Below are 15,618 nucleotides of genomic sequence, written 5' to 3'. Positions count from 1 at the left end.
GCAGCAGGCTGCACGGTCCGGAAAAAATATGCGGCATTATCCTGTGATTGACTCCTTCTGTCACTTAACGACGGGGATAGTTCGTTCAGCCATCTCCTACAAATGCGTTACGGGGTTGTCAGCGGTTACATCGCAGGGTCAAACTGCGGGTCAGTCTATCCGCCAGACCTTTGACACAGGACGGCGCGTGCCACCTACCTCATTCATTTGCAAAGTTCACAGTCATTCGGGGACCCGACATGGAATTGGTTGTTAAAAGCGTTAGCCCAGAAACCCTGAAAACCGCAACGCTGGTTGTCGCCGTGGGCGAAGGCCGGACGCTGGGTGCGGCAGCCAAGAGTGTCGACGCCCTGAGCGGTGGCGCCCTGAGCGCCGTGCTCAAACGCGGTGACCTGGCCGGCAAGGTTGGCCAGAGCCTGCTGCTGCACAGCCTGCCCAACCTCAAGGCCGAGCGCGTGTTGCTGGTCGGTGTGGGCAAGGATGAAGAGCTGTCTGACCGTCAGTTCCGCAAGGTGATTGCCGGCATTCTCGGCACCCTCAAAGGTCTGGGCGGCAGCGATGCCGCACTGGCCCTGGACGAACTGAAGGTCAAGCACCGCGAAACCTACGGCAAGACCCGCCTGCTGGCCGAAACCCTGTTCGACGGCGGCTATGTCTTTGACCGTTTCAAGAGCCAGAAAGCCGAAGCGCGCAGCCTGAAGAAGATCACCCTGCTGACTGCCAAGGCCAGCACTGCGCAGGTAGAAAGCGGCGTGGCCCACGCCCGCGGCATCGCCAGCGGCATGTCGCTGACCCGCGACCTGGGCAACCTGCCGCCAAACATCTGCCACCCGACTTACCTGGGCGAGCAGGCCAAGGCGCTGGGCAAGGCACACAAGAATCTCAAGGTCGAAGTCTTCGACGAGAAAAAACTCAAGGAACTGGGCATGGGCTCGTTCCTCGCCGTGGCCCAGGGCAGCGCGCAGCCACCACGCCTGATCGTGATGAACTATCAGGGCGCCAAGAAGAACGACAAACCCTTCGTGCTGGTCGGCAAAGGCATTACCTTCGACACCGGCGGCATCAGCATCAAGCCCGCCGCAGCCATGGATGAAATGAAGTACGACATGTGCGGCGCCGCCAGCGTATTCGGCACCCTGCGCGCGGTACTGGAGCTGCAACTGCCGATCAACGTGGTGGGCATCATTGCCGCAGCCGAGAACATGCCGAGCGGCACCGCGACCCGCCCTGGCGACATCGTCACCACCATGAGCGGCCAGACCGTCGAGATTCTCAATACCGACGCTGAAGGCCGCCTGGTGCTGTGCGACGCACTGACCTACGCCGAGCGCTTCAAGCCGCAGGCGGTCATCGACATCGCAACCCTGACCGGCGCCTGCGTGGTCGCCCTGGGCGCCCACACCAGCGGCCTGCTGGGCAACAACGATGGCCTGATCAACCAACTGCTCGATGCCGGCAAGCTGGCGGACGACCGCGCCTGGCAACTGCCGCTGTTCGATGAGTACCAGGAGCAGCTCGACAGCCCGTTCGCCGATATCGCCAACATCGGCGGCCCGAAAGGCGGCACCATCACCGCCGCCTGCTTCCTGTCGCGCTTCACCAAGAGCTACAACTGGGCACACCTGGACATCGCCGGCACCGCCTGGACCAGTGGCGGCAAGGACAAGGGCGCCACTGGACGTCCGGTTCCCCTGCTGACCCAGTACCTGCTGGACCGCTCGGGCGTTTGATCAACCTGCCGCGCCTGATGGGCCTGTATCAATGCGGGCGCGGCCGTTTGCGGAACTGACATGCCCCAGATCGACTTCTATATTTTACCCAGCCCGGCCAGCGAGGCCCGGCTGGACTTTGCCTGCAAGCTCACGGAGAAGGCCTGGCGGCTTGGCCATCGGGTCTACCTGCATTGCAGCGACGCCGCCCAGCGCGATGATCTCGACGCGCGCCTGTGGCGCTTCAAGGGCGAAAGCTTCGTGCCCCACGGCGATGCCGAAACTGACCACCAGGCCCCCGTGGTTCTGGGCCTGGGCGATGCGGCGGGCGAGCATCGGGATCTGCTGATCAACCTCGATTTGCAGATCCCGGCATTTTTCAAGCAATTTGCCCGGGTTGCCGAGGTCGTAATCGAAGACCCGGCTGTTCGCCAGGCGGCGCGGACCTGTTTTCGCACCTACCGCGAACAGGGCTATGCTCCGCAAGACCACCGACTACAGCGTCTTTGAGTAAACGATGGATACTTCAAAAAAAGCTGAATCCGCGCATCTGCTGGACGATCTCGAATCGATCCGCAAGCTGCTCGGCGACGAGAACCTGCAACCGCCCCTGCTGACCGAAACGGTTCACTACGAAGAACAGATCCCGTTGCTGTTCGATGTGGTCGAAAGCCCGCCCCAGCCGCCGGTACACCTTGCCGACCCGGCTGACGCTGCCCCCGCACAACAGGCTACAGCAGCGCTGCCCGCCGCCGAAGCCCCCACCCCCGACGTACCGCCCAGTGTCGACGCCCTGCTGCACCTGGACAGCGAGCTGCGCTCGGCCGCGCAATTGATCATGCAGGACGTCATCAGCGACTTCGCCCCGCATATCGAAACCGAGATCAAGCGGCGTCTTGAAGCACGGCTGGAACGACTGCTGGCCAGCACCGGCAATAAAAACTGAGCCCAGCAACCCATAGCGGCTGATTCAACCCAATCGCCGCTTTGGGCCTGGCGCTTGCCACTGGTGGCTTGCAGCTCCACCACAGGGGTATACTTGCCGGTTTCCGAATCAATGCCACAGGTTCCCGCCGCGCATGGACAAGACTTACCAGCCGCACGCCATCGAAACTTCCTGGTACCAGACCTGGGAGTCCGAGAACTACTTCGCTCCGCAGGGCTCGGGTGACTCGTACACCATCATGATCCCGCCGCCGAACGTGACCGGCAGCCTGCACATGGGCCATGGCTTCAATAACGCGATCATGGACGCGCTGATCCGTTTCCGCCGCATGCAGGGCCGCAACACCCTGTGGCAACCAGGCACCGATCACGCCGGTATCGCCACCCAGATGCTGGTCGAGCGTCGCCTTGAAGCCCAAGGCCTGAACCGCCATGAACTGGGCCGCGAGAAATTCCTCGACAAGATCTGGGAATGGAAAGCCGAGTCCGGTGGCAACATCAGCCGCCAGATCCGCCGTCTGGGCTCTTCGGTGGACTGGTCCCGTGAGCGCTTCACCATGGACGACGGCATGTCGGCCGCCGTCCAGGAAGCCTTCGTGCGCCTCTACGAAGACGGCCTGATCTACCGTGGCAAACGCTTGGTGAACTGGGACACCAAGCTGCACACCGCGATTTCTGACCTGGAAGTGGAAAACCACGACGAGAAAGGTCACCTGTGGAACCTGCGTTACCCGCTGGCTGACGGCGCAAAAACCGCCGAAGGCAAAGACTATCTGGTGGTCGCCACGACGCGCCCGGAAACCATGCTGGGTGATTCGGCGGTGGCCGTTAACCCGGCTGACGAACGCTACCAGGCATTGATCGGCAAGTTTGTCGAGCTGCCGCTGGTAGGTCGTCGCATTCCGATCATTGCCGATGACTATTGCGACCCCGAGTTCGGCACCGGCTGCGTCAAGATGACCCCGGCCCATGACTTCAACGACTATGAAGTCGGCAAGCGTCACAACCTGCCGCTGATCAACATCTTCGACAAGAACGCTGTGGTGCTGGCCAAGGCCCAGGTGTTCAACATCGATGGCAGCCTCAACGAGAGCCTGGACAGCACCCTGCCCACGCAATTCGCCGGCCTGGACCGCTTCGAGGCACGCAAGCAGATCGTCGCCGCCTTCGACGCTGCCGGCCTGCTGGTCAGCGTCGATGACCACGCGTTGAAAGTGCCGAAAGGCGACCGCTCCGGCACCGTTATCGAGCCATGGCTGACCGACCAGTGGTACGTGTCGACCAAGCCACTGGCCGAGCCTGCCATCGCCGCCGTCGAAGACGGCCGCATCCAGTTTGTGCCCAAGCAGTACGAGAACATGTACTTCTCCTGGATGCGCGACATCCAGGACTGGTGCATTAGCCGTCAGCTGTGGTGGGGTCACCGTATTCCGGCCTGGTACGACCAGTCCGGCAAGGTCTATGTCGGTCGCGACGAAGCCGAAGTGCGGGCCAAGAACAACCTGGGCGCCGACGTGGTTCTGAATCAGGACAACGACGTGCTCGACACCTGGTTCAGTTCGGGTCTGTGGACCTTCTCCACCCTCGGCTGGCCAGAGAAGACCGAAGCGCTGAAGACCTTCCATTCCACCGACGTGCTGGTCACCGGCTTCGATATCATCTTCTTCTGGGTTGCGCGGATGATCATGCTCACCATGCACCTGGTGAAAAATGACGACGGCACCGCTCAGGTTCCGTTCAAGACCGTCTACGTCCATGGTCTGGTACGCGATGGCCAGGGCCAGAAGATGTCCAAGTCCAAGGGCAACGTGCTTGACCCGCTGGACATCGTCGACGGCATCGACCTGGAAACCCTGGTGCAAAAACGCACCAGTGGCCTGATGCAGCCACAACTGGCCAAGAAGATCGAGAAGCAGACCCGTCAGGAGTTTGCCGAGGGCATCGCCAGCTACGGCACCGACGCCCTGCGCTTCACCTTCTGCTCGCTGGCCTCCACCGGCCGCGACATCAAGTTCGACATGGGCCGCGTCGAGGGCTATCGCAACTTCTGCAACAAGATCTGGAACGCTGCGCGATACGTGCTGGACAAGGGTGAAGACTGTGGCCAGAACGGCGAAGCCTACGAGCTGTCGCTGCCTGATCGCTGGATCATCTCCCAGTTGCAACGCACCGAAGCCGAAGTGACCCGCCAATTGGAGCAGTTCCGCTTCGACCTGGCCGCCCAGTCGCTGTACGAGTTCATCTGGAACCAGTACTGCGACTGGTACCTGGAGCTGTCCAAGCCCGTGCTGTGGGACGAGAACGCATCGGTCGAGCGCCAGCGCGGCACCCGCCGCACGCTGGTGCGCGTCCTGGAAGTCGCCCTGCGCCTGGCCCATCCGTTCATGCCGTTCATCACCGAAGAAATCTGGCAGCGCCTGGCGCCGCTGGTCGGTGCCGAAGGCAAGACCATCATGCTCCAGCCATGGCCGGTGGCCAACGAGACCCGTATCGACGAGGCCGCCGAAGGCGACATCGAATGGCTCAAAGGCCTGATGCTGGCGGTGCGTAACATCCGTGGCGAAATGAACATCGGCCCTGGCAAGCCGCTGCAACTGTTCCTGGGCAACAGCAACGCTGAAGACGTGCGTCGCCTGCACGACAACGAGCACCTGCTCAAAAAGCTGGCCAAGCTCGAGTCGATCACCGTTCTGCAGCCCGGTGCCGAAGCGCCGCTGTCGGCCACCGGCCTGGTGGGCGAAATGCAGGTGCTGGTGCCAATGGCCGGGCTGATCGACAAAGGCGCCGAGCTGGCGCGGCTGGACAAGGAAATCCAGCGTCTGCAAGGCGAAGTGCAACGCGTGGGCGGTAAATTGTCCAACGCCGCCTTCGTCGACAAGGCCCCTGCCGACGTGATCGCCAAAGAGCGCGCCAAACTGGCCGAAGCCGAACAGGCTCTGGCCAAGCTGGCCGAACAGCACGCCCGTATCAGTAGCCTGTAAGGCCGTGATACACCGAGCCAGCCCGTTCACGGGCTGGCTTTTTTATTCACTGCGCTGACGCATTCGCGAGCACGTTCCCCCTTGTGGGAGCGAGCTTGCTCGCGAATAGGCCAGACACCGCCGGACTCGCGCCATGACCGACCGCATCAAGCCGCCACGCAAGAAACCGCAACGCCAGGCCAAACCCGCCGTCCCGCGGGAAAAGGCCACTCTGCACCCGCGCAACCGCCATCAAGGCCGTTACGACTTTGCGGCCCTGATCAAGAGCAGCCCGGAGCTGGCCGATTTCGTCATCCTCAACCCCTATGGCAAGCAAAGCATCGACTTTGCCAACCCGCAGGCGGTACGGGTCTTCAACCGCGCCTTGCTCAAGACCCAGTACCGAATCGCGCATTGGGACATCCCGGCCGATTACCTGTGCCCGCCGATTCCCGGCCGGGCTGACTACCTGCACTTGCTGGCCGACCTGCTGGCCCGCAGCAATCAGGAGCAGATTCCACGCGGCGCAGCGATCAAGGTGCTGGACATCGGCACCGGCGCCAATTGCATCTATCCACTGCTGGGCCATGCCGACTACGGCTGGCATTTCACCGGTTCGGAAATCGACCACACCGCCCTCGCCGCCGCGCAGACCATCGTCAAGGCCAACAAGCTGAGCAAGGCCATCGAGCTGCGTCAGCAAAGCGACCGCCAGCACATCCTCAGCGGCCTGCTGGACGCCGATGAGCGCTTTGACCTGAGCATGTGCAACCCGCCGTTCCATTCGTCCCGTGAAGAGGCGACACGGGGCAGCCAGCGCAAATGGAAAGCCCTGGGCAAAGCCGACCCCAAGCGCAAGCTGCCGGTACTCAATTTCGGTGGTCAAGCCCAGGAGTTGTGGTGTGAAGGCGGTGAGATCGCGTTCGTGACCCGCATGATCGACGAAAGCGCGCTGATCCCCGAACAGGTGCTGTGGTTCAGCACCCTGGTGTCCAAGGCCGCCAACCTGCCGCAGATCCAGCAACACCTGAAAAAGATCGGCGCCTTTGATGTGCAGGTGCTGGAGATGGGCCAAGGCCAGAAACAGAGCCGCTTCGTGGCCTGGACCTTTCATGACCTGCAAGAACAGGCCAGATGGCGTGCCGAGCGCTGGCCAAAAGCCTGACTGTCACCCACAAAAAAGCCGTGGCTGGAGACCCAGTACACGGCTTTTTTGTTGCAAGCGGATGCTTACTTGTTGATCGCGTCGCTCAGCACTTTGGCTGGTACGAACTTGACAACTTTCTTGGCAGCGATTTCGATGGCAGCGCCAGTCGAAGGGTTGCGGCCGGTGCGAGCCGGACGCTCGCTGACTTTCAGCTTGCCGATACCTGGAAGGGTAATTTCAGCACCGTTTTCCAGTTGATCAGCAACGATCTGGCCCAACTGCTCGAGAGCGTTACGCGCAGTGGTCTTAGGCGCGTCGATAGCGTCTGCGATATCGGCGATCAACTGGTCTTTGGTAAGAGCCATGTAGTGTTCCTTCCCTATAAAATTCATATGGATTGCAGAGTGCGACGTCGGCCATTGGCAGCCACGATCAATCGAGAAATGTAGATACTGAAACCTGAAATTGGTTCGCCAGCACGCACACAAACTGCATGCCTGACGCGCTGAAGTGCGCAGGACGGCGCAAAACTAGCACAGAGCCAAGCAAATATCCGCCTCTGACTTTTCTTTTGGTCAGGTTTTGCGGGCTTTTAAGGCAAAAAGAAGTAAAAAAATCTTTGCTGGCTGAAAAACCACCACAGCCGGCCATTTTCAGCAGCCCTGCGTTACACTTGCGCGCCTGAGCGTTTTTCATTTTTTTCAGCCGAGACTTCCATGCCGATCCGTCATTGCATCGTCCATTTGATCGACAAGAAACCTGACGGCAGCCCCGCAGTCCTGCATGCCCGCGACTCGGAGCTGGCCGAATCGATGGCCATCGAAAACCTGCTCGCCGACCTCAATGAAAGCTACAACGCCAAACAGGGTAAAGCCTGGGGGCTGTTCCATGGCGAGTCAGGAGCCTATCCGTTCAGTGGCTGGCTGCAAGAGTATCTGGCCGGCAGCAAGGACTTCACCGGGTTCTCGCGCATTGCGGTCGAGCACCTGCAGAAGCTGATGGAGGAATCCAACCTGTCGACCGGCGGCCACGTGCTGTTCGCCCATTATCAGCAAGGCATGACCGAGTACCTGGCCATCGCCCTGCTGCATCACAGCGAAGGTGTAGCGGTCAATGACTCCCTGGACGTCACCCCGTCGCGGCATCTGGACCTGAGCCAGTTGCACCTGGCGGCGCGGATCAACATTTCCGAGTGGCAGAACAACAAGCAGTCCAAGCAGTACATTTCGTTCATCAAAGGCAAGAATGGCAAGAAGGTTTCGGAATACTTCCGCGACTTCATCGGCTGCCAGGAAGGTGTCGACGGCCCCGGCGAAACCCGGACCCTGCTCAAGGCATTCAGCGATTTTGTCGAAAGCGAAGACCTGCCCGAAGAAGCCACTCGCGAGAAAACCAAGGCGCTGGTTGACTACGCCAGCAGCCAGAGCAAACTCGGCGAGCCGATCGGCCTGCAAGAGCTGTCAGAGCTGATCGACGAAGAACGCCCCAAAGCGTTCTACGACCATATCCGCAACAAGGACTACGGCTTGTCGCCAGAGATTCCGGCCGATAAACGGACCCTGAACCAGTTCCGTCGGTTCACCGGCCGCGCCGAAGGCCTGTCGATCAGCTTCGAGGCTCACCTGCTGGGCGATCGTATCGAGTATGACGAAGACGCCGGCACGCTGATCATCAAGGGTCTGCCAACCCAGTTGACCGACCAGTTGAAGCGCCGCTGAGCCCATGCTGCAACGCACCCTCAAGAAAGTTGCGCTGATCCTGCTGGTGGTGGTGATCTACCAGAACTGGGGCAAGATCGAACACTTCGTCAACCCGCCGACGGCCAGCGACGCGCAACGCTACAGCCAGGCCAGGGTGGTGATGTACTCGACCCCCTGGTGCGGCTACTGCAACCAGGCGCGGCGCTTTCTCGACAGCCAGGGTATTGCCTTCAAGGAATACGATATCGAGAGTTCGGCAGAAGGCCGCGCGGCTTATCAGGCGCTCGGTGGCCGGGGTATTCCGATGCTGGATGTGAACGGCACCCTGCTCCGGGATTTTGCCCCGGAGCAGATTCAGAAGGCGCTGAAATAACGCTGTACACGCTCCGGTTACGAGCGTGCTTTCGAACAATGGAAAAACCTTTGCCGCGGTTGTCTGGACTGCGGGTTTCGCCCCGACGGGCGACCCCATTTTGTGCTTGGCAACGTGCCCCGGGCAAAATGGGGGAAAACCGCTTGCTCTTGGCTTGGGTCCGCCCTGCGGGCGAACTTCCCTCTGTCCGGCATCGATTCGGGGGCCGGCGCGATGGGCGTCCCTGCCCAGCGCACCTGCTCCTTGTATCAAGAGCAGCGACTTCCCTGCCGGTTTCTCCCCCTAATCGACGCCTACCCTCGGCCTGCCCCCAAGTCGCGATTCGCGGCGTCTGTGCTATCTCGGTTCGAAGATCAAAAGCAAAATCAACGGCAACCGAGCGGCGACGAACGCCGGTCAGCGCCTCTCGATCCTGAAGCCCAGACGCGGGAAGTGCACATGCACGGTCCCGGCGCGTTCATCTTCGCGGCGCAGAATCAGCTCTTCATGGCCGCTGAACACCAGCTCGCCCTCCACCGCATCAACGCCGTAATCAATGGCCCCAATCGCTACGCGATCACCGACAGCCCAGCCATTGGGGTCGGTGAAGCGTTCTGCCGGCACACTAATTGGGGTGGTATTACGAGCCACTTCGATAGCCTCTTGCGCGGTCATGGCGGTCAGCGTGCCGTGGCCGAAGCCTTCAACGCGCTTGAGCCAGGCCAATACGTTCGGGTAATCGTCCACCGCCGCCGCGGTCAACGGCGTCTGACGCAGGAACCACAGCGGGTGAGCCACCGCGAAGTCGGCAATCGACGGTTCACCACACAGAAAGTCGCCACTGCGCTGCAATTGTTGCTCCAGCCGCCCCATGATAACCGGCCACTGATGCCTGGCCTGCTCCAGCGGCAGACGCGACGCCGTGCCACCGGCAAACAACCCCGCACGATCAGCCTTGAATGCCTCCACCGCTGCGGCCGGCAATCTGGCAAAGCGCTCGGCCAAGACCTCAGGCTGGAACACCTGGGCGACCGCGTGCTGGAACAAGGTGGCATCAGCCCAGGCGGCCAGCCCGGCACCGCTAAACTCGTGACCAATGGGAAACAACGCAGGCGTGGCTTTTTCCTGCTCAAGACGCCGGGCGATCAGTGCCGTATCGCAATAGATATCAGCACCCACTTGCAGCACCGGGGTCTTGCGGTAACCGCCTGTCAAAGCGGTCAGGTCAGGTTTGGGCATGACCGGGGGAATGAACACCGAACGCCATGAAAGCCCCTTGAAGCCCAGCATCAGGCGAGCCTTTTCGGCAAATGGCGAGGCGGGGTAATGGTGCAGGATCAATTCAGACATGGTCGCGTCTCTAGATTGGCGAGCACACAGCTTAGTAGCTCGCGCAACAATCAGCCCAGTGCCTGAACGGGCAATTGCCAGTCCGATCGAGCCAAAGCCTCTTTGGCGCTCTTGCGCAGTTTCTTGATCAAACGCTCCTGGCGCAAGGCTTCGGCCTTGCTCGGCCAGGACTCGACATAGGCCAGCGCCAGCGCCGGGCTGGAGTGGAAAAAGCGCGCGCCCTTGCCACTCTGATGCTGAATGAAACGACGCTGTGGATCATCGCTGATACCGCAGTACAACGAGCCATTGGCGGCCCGGACCAGATAGACAAACCAGGGCTTGGCCACCGGTGCAGCGAGCGGCTCAGGCATTGCGCCGGTACGCCTTGAGACCCTTGTGTGCCTGAGTGCGGATGGCGTTTTGCACCACCGGCGTCCAGCCCAGCAGCAGCCCCTTGGCGCCCAACGCCTGACGCGACCAGCGCCACAGGTCAAAGCTGTCATGGTGCTCGCAGATCTTGCCGTCACGGAACACGAAGCGCGCCTGGATATCATTGACCACGGTACGCCCGGTCTGGCTGAACAGGTAAGTCGCCACCCAGTGCGCCGCGCCGCTGCGCCCGTCGGCGCGCACATTGTCGAACCTGACTGAAAAGTCTTTGGCACGCGCGGTCAGCATGCGCCACATGTCGCCCGCTTCACGACCACGCAACTCGCCGAACACCGGGTCGCTGAACAGCACATCGTCGCTGTAGCAGGCGCTCATGGCCTCGGCGTCCAGCCGGCTGAACGCCTCGTAAAAACGTGTAATCAACGCTATATGGTCCTGGCTTTGCTGCTCATCACTCATCGCTGCGTCTCGTTCAGGAAAAGATCTGTGCACAATAGGCAGCCAATGGCCAGTTGTCATGGGGCAGATCAGACCTTTTCGCAGCTGACCTGGACCTGCAGGTTGCGTCCTGCGCCCAGCGCCGCGATCATCGCGCCAAGACCGAGCACCGCGAAGACCCAGCCGATGGCATCCCAACTGCCGGTCATCTCATGCACCAGCCCCACCGCGAACGGTCCCGCCGAGGCCAGGGTATAGCCAACCCCCTGGGCCATGCTCGACAGGTTGGCGGCGATATGCGAGTTGCCCGAACGCAACACGATCAGCGCCAGCGCCAGGCTGAATGTGCCGCCCTGCCCTACGCCCAGCGCGATAGCCCAGCCCCACAGACCGTCCAGCGAGGCGTACAGGCAACCGAACAATCCCGCCAGGGTCAGCGACATGGCGATGATCACCGCCAGCCGCTGGTCTTTGCAGCGCGCCGCCAGCCCAGGCACGGTCAAGGCGCTGATCACTTGCATCATGATCGAGCCGGACAACAGTAATCCGGCCTGGGTCGGGTCGAGGCCGCGGCCGATCAGCACAGAAGGCAACCAGCCGAAGACAATGTAGGACAGCGATGACTGCAGACCCATGTACAGAGTCACCTGCCAGGCCAACGGATCACGCCATAGCCCCTTGACCCGATAACGGGCTTGTTGCACGGCATGCCGGGCACGGGTCTGTGGCCACCAGAGCACGGCGGCAATCAGTGCCGGTACACACCAGACACCAAGACTGATAGCCCAGCTGTTATCAAACCGGTGGCTCAGCGGCACGCTGCTGGCGGCGGCCAGCGCTGCACCCAGGCACAGCGCCATGGTGTAAACGCCGGTCATGGTACCGGCTTGTCTGGGGAAATCGCGCTTGACGATGCCAGGCAGCAGCACGCCGATGACGCCGATACTTGCGCCGGCCAACAGGCTACCGGCAAACAGCCCGAATACCCCCAGATGGCTGCGCAGCAGGATGCCTGCTGCCAGTAACAACAACACCCATAACACCACTTGCTCGCTACCGAAACGCCGGGCCAGCAGCGGAGCAAGCGGGGCGAACAGGCCCAGGCACAACACCGGCAGGGTGGTCAGCAGGCCAGCATCGGCCGCAGACAACCCCAATGCCACAGACACGTCATTGAGCAATGGCGCGATACTCGACAACGCAGGACGCAGGTTCAGCGCCACCAGCACCAGCCCCAGCAGCAACAGCCAAGTGCGCGCCGGCTGCGGCGCAGGCGTCAGTGTTACGGTCTCGGTCAGGGTATCGGGGCGGTCGTGGGGCGGCTGGGCGGTCATTGAATCCTCAGGCATCAGGTAACACCCCTTGGCAGAAGGGGGCAGTATCCTGTTGGAGGGGCGCGAAGATTACAAGGTTCAGCCGACTGGAGCTTGGGTTGCGGGGCTAAAAAAACCCGGGCACCAGGCCCGGGTTCTTTATCGCTCAAGCGTCGATCAATGAATGATCTGGCTCAGGAACAGGCGGGTACGGTCGCTTTGCGGATTGTCGAAGAAGTCGTCAGGTGCAGCCTGTTCGACGATTTCGCCGCGGTCCATGAAGATCACTCGGTTGGCCACGGTCCGGGCAAAGCCCATTTCGTGGGTTACGCAAAGCATGGTCATGCCCTCTTCGGCCAGGCTGACCATGGTGTCGAGCACTTCCTTGACCATTTCCGGGTCCAGTGCCGAGGTTGGCTCGTCGAACAGCATGATTTTCGGTTTCATGCACAAGGCGCGGGCGATCGCCACACGCTGCTGCTGACCACCGGAGAGCTGACCTGGGTACTTGTTGGCCTGCTCCGGGATACGCACACGCTGCAAGTAGTGCATGGCGATCTCTTCGGCTTCCTTCTTCGGCATCTTGCGTACCCACATCGGTGCCAGGGTGCAGTTCTGCAGAATGGTCAGGTGCGGGAACAGGTTGAAGTGCTGGAACACCATGCCCACCTCACGGCGGATGGTTTCGATCTGCCGCAGGTCCGAGGTCAGCTCGGTGCCGTCAACGATGATCCGGCCCTGCTGGTGTTCTTCCAGACGGTTGATGCAGCGAATGGTGGTGGACTTGCCCGAACCGGACGGGCCGCACAGCACGATACGCTCGCCCTGGCGAACATTGAGGTTGATGTCCTTGAGCACATGGAACTGGCCATACCACTTGTGCACGCCTTCCAGGCGGATCATGCCTTCAGCGCCCAGAGGCTTTTTGACTGCTTCACTCATCACGAAACTCCTAACGCTTGTGGCCAGTGTCCAGCTTGCGCTCCAGATGCATGGAGTAGCGGGACATACCGAAACAGAAAATCCAGAACACCAGGGCCGCGAACACGTAGCCCTCGGTCGCCATGCCCAGCCAGGTCGGGTCGGCCGCAGCCTGCTTGACGCTGTTGAGCAGGTCGAACAGACCGATGATGATCACCAGGCTTGTGTCTTTGAACAGGGCAATGAAGGTGTTGACGATGCCGGGAATCACCAGCTTCAGGGCTTGCGGCAGAATCACCAGGCCCATCGCGCGCCAGTAGCCCAGGCCCATGGCCGCAGCGGCTTCATACTGGCCCTTGGGAATGGCCTGCATGCCACCGCGCACCACCTCGGCGATGTACGCCGACTGGAACAGGATCACGCCGATCAGCGCCCGCAGCAGCTTGTCGAAGTTCATGCCTTCAGGCAGGAACAGCGGCAGCATCACCGAGGACATGAACAGCACGGTGATCAGCGGCACGCCACGCCAGAACTCGATGAAGGTCACGCAGACCACCTTCACCGCCGGCATGTTCGAACGCCGCCCCAGCGCCAGCAGGATACCCAGCGGCAAAGCACCGGCGATACCCACCGTGGCGATCACCAGGGTCAGCATCAGGCCGCCCCACTGGCTGGTCGGTACGGTGCTCAGACCGAACGCACCGCCGTGCAGCAGGTAGAAGGCAATGATCGGGTACAGCACCAGGAAGCTCAGGCCGTAGACCGCCTTGCGCGGCACCGCCTTGATGAACAGCGGCGCGATACCGACGATAGCCAGAATCACGGTCAGGTCGACACGCCAGCGTTGGTCGCCGGGGAAGTAACCATACATGAACTGCCCGAAGCGCTGCTCGATGAACACCCAGCAGGCGCCCGCCTTGGTGCAGTCGGCGCGGGTTGTGCCGCTCCAGTTCGCATCCAGAATGGCCCAGTTGATGATCGGTGGCAGAATCAGCCAGACCAGATACAGCGAAAACAGCGTCAGCAGCGTGTTGAACCAGCTTGAAAACAGGTTCGAACGCATCCAGCCGATCACCCCGACAGTGGCCTTGGGTGGCGCCAGATTAGGTTTGAAAATATGTGTGCTCATGCGCGTTTCCTCACCGCTCGATCAGCGCAATGCGCTTGTTGTACCAGTTCATCAGCAGAGAAATGCTGATGCTGATTGCCAGGTACACGCTCATGGTGATGGCAATGACCTCGATGGCCTGACCGGTCTGGTTCAGCACGGTTCCTGCGAACAGCGAGACCATCTCCGGATAGCCGATACCGGCCGCCAGGGACGAGTTCTTCACCAGGTTCAGGTATTGGCTGGTCAGCGGCGGAATGATCACCCGCAGTGCCTGGGGAATGATCACCTTGCGCAGGGTCGGACCAGGACGCAGCCCAAGCGAGCGAGCCGCCTCGGTCTGGCCGTGGCTCACCGACTTGATGCCCGACCGCACGATCTCGGCGATAAACGCCGCGGTATATACGGTCAGGGCCAGAGTCAGGGCCAGCAGTTCAGGGATCAGAACCCAGCCGCCGACAAAGTTGAAACCGCGCAGCTCAGGCATTTCCCAGTGCACGGGCACGCCGAATACCAGCATGCTCAGGCCGGGAATGGCCAGCAGGATGGCAAGGCCGGCCCAGAACTTGTGGAACGGCTCGCCGGTCAGTTCGAAGCGCTTGTTGGCCCAGCGGGTCATCAGGACAGTGGCGATCACCGCCACCACCAGGCTGACCACAAAGGCAGTCATGCCTTCGGCCGCCAGGGCTCTTGGCATGTTCACGCCGCGGCTGCTGACATAGAACATGTCGAGGTAACCATGGGCATTGCGTGGCCCAGGCAGGGTCAGGAATACCGCGAAGTACCAGAACAGAATCTGCAGCAAGGGCGGAATGTTACGGAAAACCTCGACGTAGACAGTTGCCAGCTTGTTGACCATCCAGTTGGGCGACAGGCGGGCGATACCGATGACGAACCCCAGCAGGGTTGCCAGAATGATGCCGATAAACGATACCAGCAAGGTGTTGAGCAATCCGATCACGAAGACCCGGGCGTAGCTGTCCGCTTCGGTGTAGTCGATCAGGTGCTGGGCGATGCCGAAGCCGGCACTGCGCTCCAGAAAGCCGAAACCAGAGGTGATGCCACGGTGTTCCAGGTTGGTCTGGGTGTTATCGAATAGAAACCAGCCCAGGGAGATCACCGCTACGACGGTGATGATCTGGAATAGCCAGGCGCGCACTTTGGGGTCGCTCAGGGTGAGCTTTTGTTTAGGTGCGTCGATTTTATTCTGCATGAAATGCCCCGGAATAAATAAACATTACAAGACGAAAGAGCACCACGACTCTGGGGCTGGTGCGTGGGGGGATGTGGGCGTCGGGGGGGG

The 15,618-nt window shown here is 61.2% G+C and carries 16 protein-coding genes; 7 read left to right on the top strand and 9 right to left on the bottom strand.

The window, feature by feature from the left end; translation table 11 throughout:
- Positions 1 to 239 precede the first annotated feature (239 nt).
- From NRB16_RS09535 to rlmF, 5 genes are all read left to right on the top strand, one after another.
- A complete protein-coding gene (locus NRB16_RS09535; RefSeq protein ID WP_045482899.1) occupies positions 240 to 1,730 on the top strand; it encodes a leucyl aminopeptidase in 1,491 nt (496 codons plus the stop codon).
- Between the two features lie 60 nt (positions 1,731 to 1,790).
- The gene (locus tag NRB16_RS09530) at positions 1,791 to 2,219 is read left to right on the top strand and encodes a DNA polymerase III subunit chi (protein ID WP_045482903.1); all 429 of its coding nucleotides are present in this window, start codon (positions 1,791 to 1,793) and stop codon (positions 2,217 to 2,219) included.
- 7 nt (positions 2,220 to 2,226) lie between these two features.
- Positions 2,227 to 2,655 carry a DNA polymerase III subunit chi gene (locus NRB16_RS09525; protein WP_253111803.1) on the top strand — a complete coding sequence of 143 codons (429 nt, stop codon included), beginning with the start codon at positions 2,227 to 2,229 and terminating at the stop codon, positions 2,653 to 2,655.
- A gap of 133 nt (positions 2,656 to 2,788) precedes the next feature.
- Positions 2,789 to 5,635 (top strand): valine--tRNA ligase, encoded by a 2,847-nt coding sequence (locus NRB16_RS09520; RefSeq protein ID WP_257106030.1) that lies wholly within the window; start codon positions 2,789 to 2,791, stop codon positions 5,633 to 5,635.
- A 133-nt stretch (positions 5,636 to 5,768) separates the two neighbouring features.
- A complete protein-coding gene (gene rlmF / locus NRB16_RS09515) occupies positions 5,769 to 6,779 on the top strand; it encodes a 23S rRNA (adenine(1618)-N(6))-methyltransferase RlmF (RefSeq protein WP_257106029.1) in 1,011 nt (336 codons plus the stop codon).
- 65 nt (positions 6,780 to 6,844) lie between these two features.
- Here rlmF and NRB16_RS09510 read toward each other — a convergent pair whose 3' ends face one another.
- Together NRB16_RS09510 and NRB16_RS09505 are read right to left on the bottom strand one after the other, a co-directional pair.
- The gene (locus NRB16_RS09510; protein ID WP_045482913.1) at positions 6,845 to 7,126 is read right to left on the bottom strand and encodes an HU family DNA-binding protein; all 282 of its coding nucleotides are present in this window, start codon (positions 7,124 to 7,126) and stop codon (positions 6,845 to 6,847) included.
- 67 nt (positions 7,127 to 7,193) lie between these two features.
- Complete coding sequence (locus NRB16_RS09505; RefSeq protein ID WP_257106028.1) at positions 7,194 to 7,457, bottom strand: hypothetical protein; 264 nt, start codon at positions 7,455 to 7,457, stop codon at positions 7,194 to 7,196.
- 20 nt (positions 7,458 to 7,477) lie between these two features.
- Between NRB16_RS09505 and yejK the strand changes: the two genes are divergently transcribed.
- A complete protein-coding gene (gene yejK / locus NRB16_RS09500) occupies positions 7,478 to 8,479 on the top strand; it encodes a nucleoid-associated protein YejK (RefSeq protein ID WP_045482915.1) in 1,002 nt (333 codons plus the stop codon).
- 4 nt (positions 8,480 to 8,483) lie between these two features.
- Positions 8,484 to 8,834, top strand: a complete 351-nt coding sequence (locus NRB16_RS09495; protein WP_257106027.1) for a glutaredoxin domain-containing protein — start codon at positions 8,484 to 8,486, stop codon at positions 8,832 to 8,834.
- Between the two features lie 396 nt (positions 8,835 to 9,230).
- On the opposite strand, the gene NRB16_RS09490 is transcribed toward NRB16_RS09495, so the two are convergent.
- The 7 genes from NRB16_RS09490 to NRB16_RS09460 form a co-directional block, all read right to left on the bottom strand.
- Entirely contained in the window at positions 9,231 to 10,163 is a 933-nt protein-coding gene (locus tag NRB16_RS09490; RefSeq protein WP_257106026.1) for a glutathione S-transferase N-terminal domain-containing protein, read from the bottom strand.
- Positions 10,164 to 10,213: 50 nt separating this feature from the next.
- Positions 10,214 to 10,516, bottom strand: coding sequence for a GIY-YIG nuclease family protein (locus NRB16_RS09485; RefSeq protein ID WP_257106025.1), 303 nt, complete (start codon positions 10,514 to 10,516; stop codon positions 10,214 to 10,216).
- On the bottom strand, positions 10,509 to 10,994 hold the full coding sequence (locus tag NRB16_RS09480) for a nuclear transport factor 2 family protein (protein ID WP_045482926.1): 486 nt from the start codon (positions 10,992 to 10,994) through the stop codon (positions 10,509 to 10,511). The genes NRB16_RS09485 and NRB16_RS09480 overlap by 8 nt, the downstream gene beginning before the upstream one ends.
- Positions 10,995 to 11,062: 68 nt before the next feature.
- The gene (locus NRB16_RS09475) at positions 11,063 to 12,322 is read right to left on the bottom strand and encodes an MFS transporter (RefSeq protein ID WP_306456397.1); all 1,260 of its coding nucleotides are present in this window, start codon (positions 12,320 to 12,322) and stop codon (positions 11,063 to 11,065) included.
- Positions 12,323 to 12,463: 141 nt separating this feature from the next.
- Complete coding sequence (locus NRB16_RS09470) at positions 12,464 to 13,228, bottom strand: amino acid ABC transporter ATP-binding protein (protein WP_045482932.1); 765 nt, start codon at positions 13,226 to 13,228, stop codon at positions 12,464 to 12,466.
- Between the two features lie 10 nt (positions 13,229 to 13,238).
- Complete coding sequence (locus NRB16_RS09465; protein ID WP_253140531.1) at positions 13,239 to 14,336, bottom strand: amino acid ABC transporter permease; 1,098 nt, start codon at positions 14,334 to 14,336, stop codon at positions 13,239 to 13,241.
- A gap of 10 nt (positions 14,337 to 14,346) precedes the next feature.
- Positions 14,347 to 15,528 carry an amino acid ABC transporter permease gene (locus NRB16_RS09460; RefSeq protein WP_253111793.1) on the bottom strand — a complete coding sequence of 394 codons (1,182 nt, stop codon included), beginning with the start codon at positions 15,526 to 15,528 and terminating at the stop codon, positions 14,347 to 14,349.
- Positions 15,529 to 15,618 lie beyond the last annotated feature (90 nt).

The organism is Pseudomonas sp. LJDD11 (assembly GCF_024584215.1).
In the GTDB taxonomy this organism is placed as follows: Bacteria; Pseudomonadota; Gammaproteobacteria; order Pseudomonadales; family Pseudomonadaceae; genus Aquipseudomonas.
Note: the sequence above shows the minus strand (reverse complement) of the source record. Positions and strands in the feature narration are given on the sequence as shown.

What these genes read in the sequence shown, in the direction of transcription:
- NRB16_RS09535 (WP_045482899.1), top strand. Translation starts at nt 240, where the DNA reads ATGGAATTGGTTGTTAAAAGCGTTAGCCCAGAAACCCTGAAAACCGCA.
- NRB16_RS09530 (WP_045482903.1), top strand. Translation starts at nt 1,791, where the DNA reads ATGCCCCAGATCGACTTCTATATTTTACCCAGCCCGGCCAGCGAGGCC.
- NRB16_RS09525 (WP_253111803.1), top strand. Translation starts at nt 2,227, where the DNA reads ATGGATACTTCAAAAAAAGCTGAATCCGCGCATCTGCTGGACGATCTC.
- NRB16_RS09520 (WP_257106030.1), top strand. Translation starts at nt 2,789, where the DNA reads ATGGACAAGACTTACCAGCCGCACGCCATCGAAACTTCCTGGTACCAG.
- rlmF (WP_257106029.1), top strand. Translation starts at nt 5,769, where the DNA reads ATGACCGACCGCATCAAGCCGCCACGCAAGAAACCGCAACGCCAGGCC.
- NRB16_RS09510 (WP_045482913.1), bottom strand. Translation starts at nt 7,126, where the DNA reads ATGGCTCTTACCAAAGACCAGTTGATCGCCGATATCGCAGACGCTATC.
- NRB16_RS09505 (WP_257106028.1), bottom strand. Translation starts at nt 7,457, where the DNA reads ATGAAAAACGCTCAGGCGCGCAAGTGTAACGCAGGGCTGCTGAAAATG.
- yejK (WP_045482915.1), top strand. Translation starts at nt 7,478, where the DNA reads ATGCCGATCCGTCATTGCATCGTCCATTTGATCGACAAGAAACCTGAC.
- NRB16_RS09495 (WP_257106027.1), top strand. Translation starts at nt 8,484, where the DNA reads ATGCTGCAACGCACCCTCAAGAAAGTTGCGCTGATCCTGCTGGTGGTG.
- NRB16_RS09490 (WP_257106026.1), bottom strand. Translation starts at nt 10,163, where the DNA reads ATGTCTGAATTGATCCTGCACCATTACCCCGCCTCGCCATTTGCCGAA.
- NRB16_RS09485 (WP_257106025.1), bottom strand. Translation starts at nt 10,516, where the DNA reads ATGCCTGAGCCGCTCGCTGCACCGGTGGCCAAGCCCTGGTTTGTCTAT.
- NRB16_RS09480 (WP_045482926.1), bottom strand. Translation starts at nt 10,994, where the DNA reads ATGAGTGATGAGCAGCAAAGCCAGGACCATATAGCGTTGATTACACGT.
- NRB16_RS09475 (WP_306456397.1), bottom strand. Translation starts at nt 12,322, where the DNA reads ATGCCTGAGGATTCAATGACCGCCCAGCCGCCCCACGACCGCCCCGAT.
- NRB16_RS09470 (WP_045482932.1), bottom strand. Translation starts at nt 13,228, where the DNA reads ATGAGTGAAGCAGTCAAAAAGCCTCTGGGCGCTGAAGGCATGATCCGC.
- NRB16_RS09465 (WP_253140531.1), bottom strand. Translation starts at nt 14,336, where the DNA reads ATGAGCACACATATTTTCAAACCTAATCTGGCGCCACCCAAGGCCACT.
- NRB16_RS09460 (WP_253111793.1), bottom strand. Translation starts at nt 15,528, where the DNA reads ATGCAGAATAAAATCGACGCACCTAAACAAAAGCTCACCCTGAGCGAC.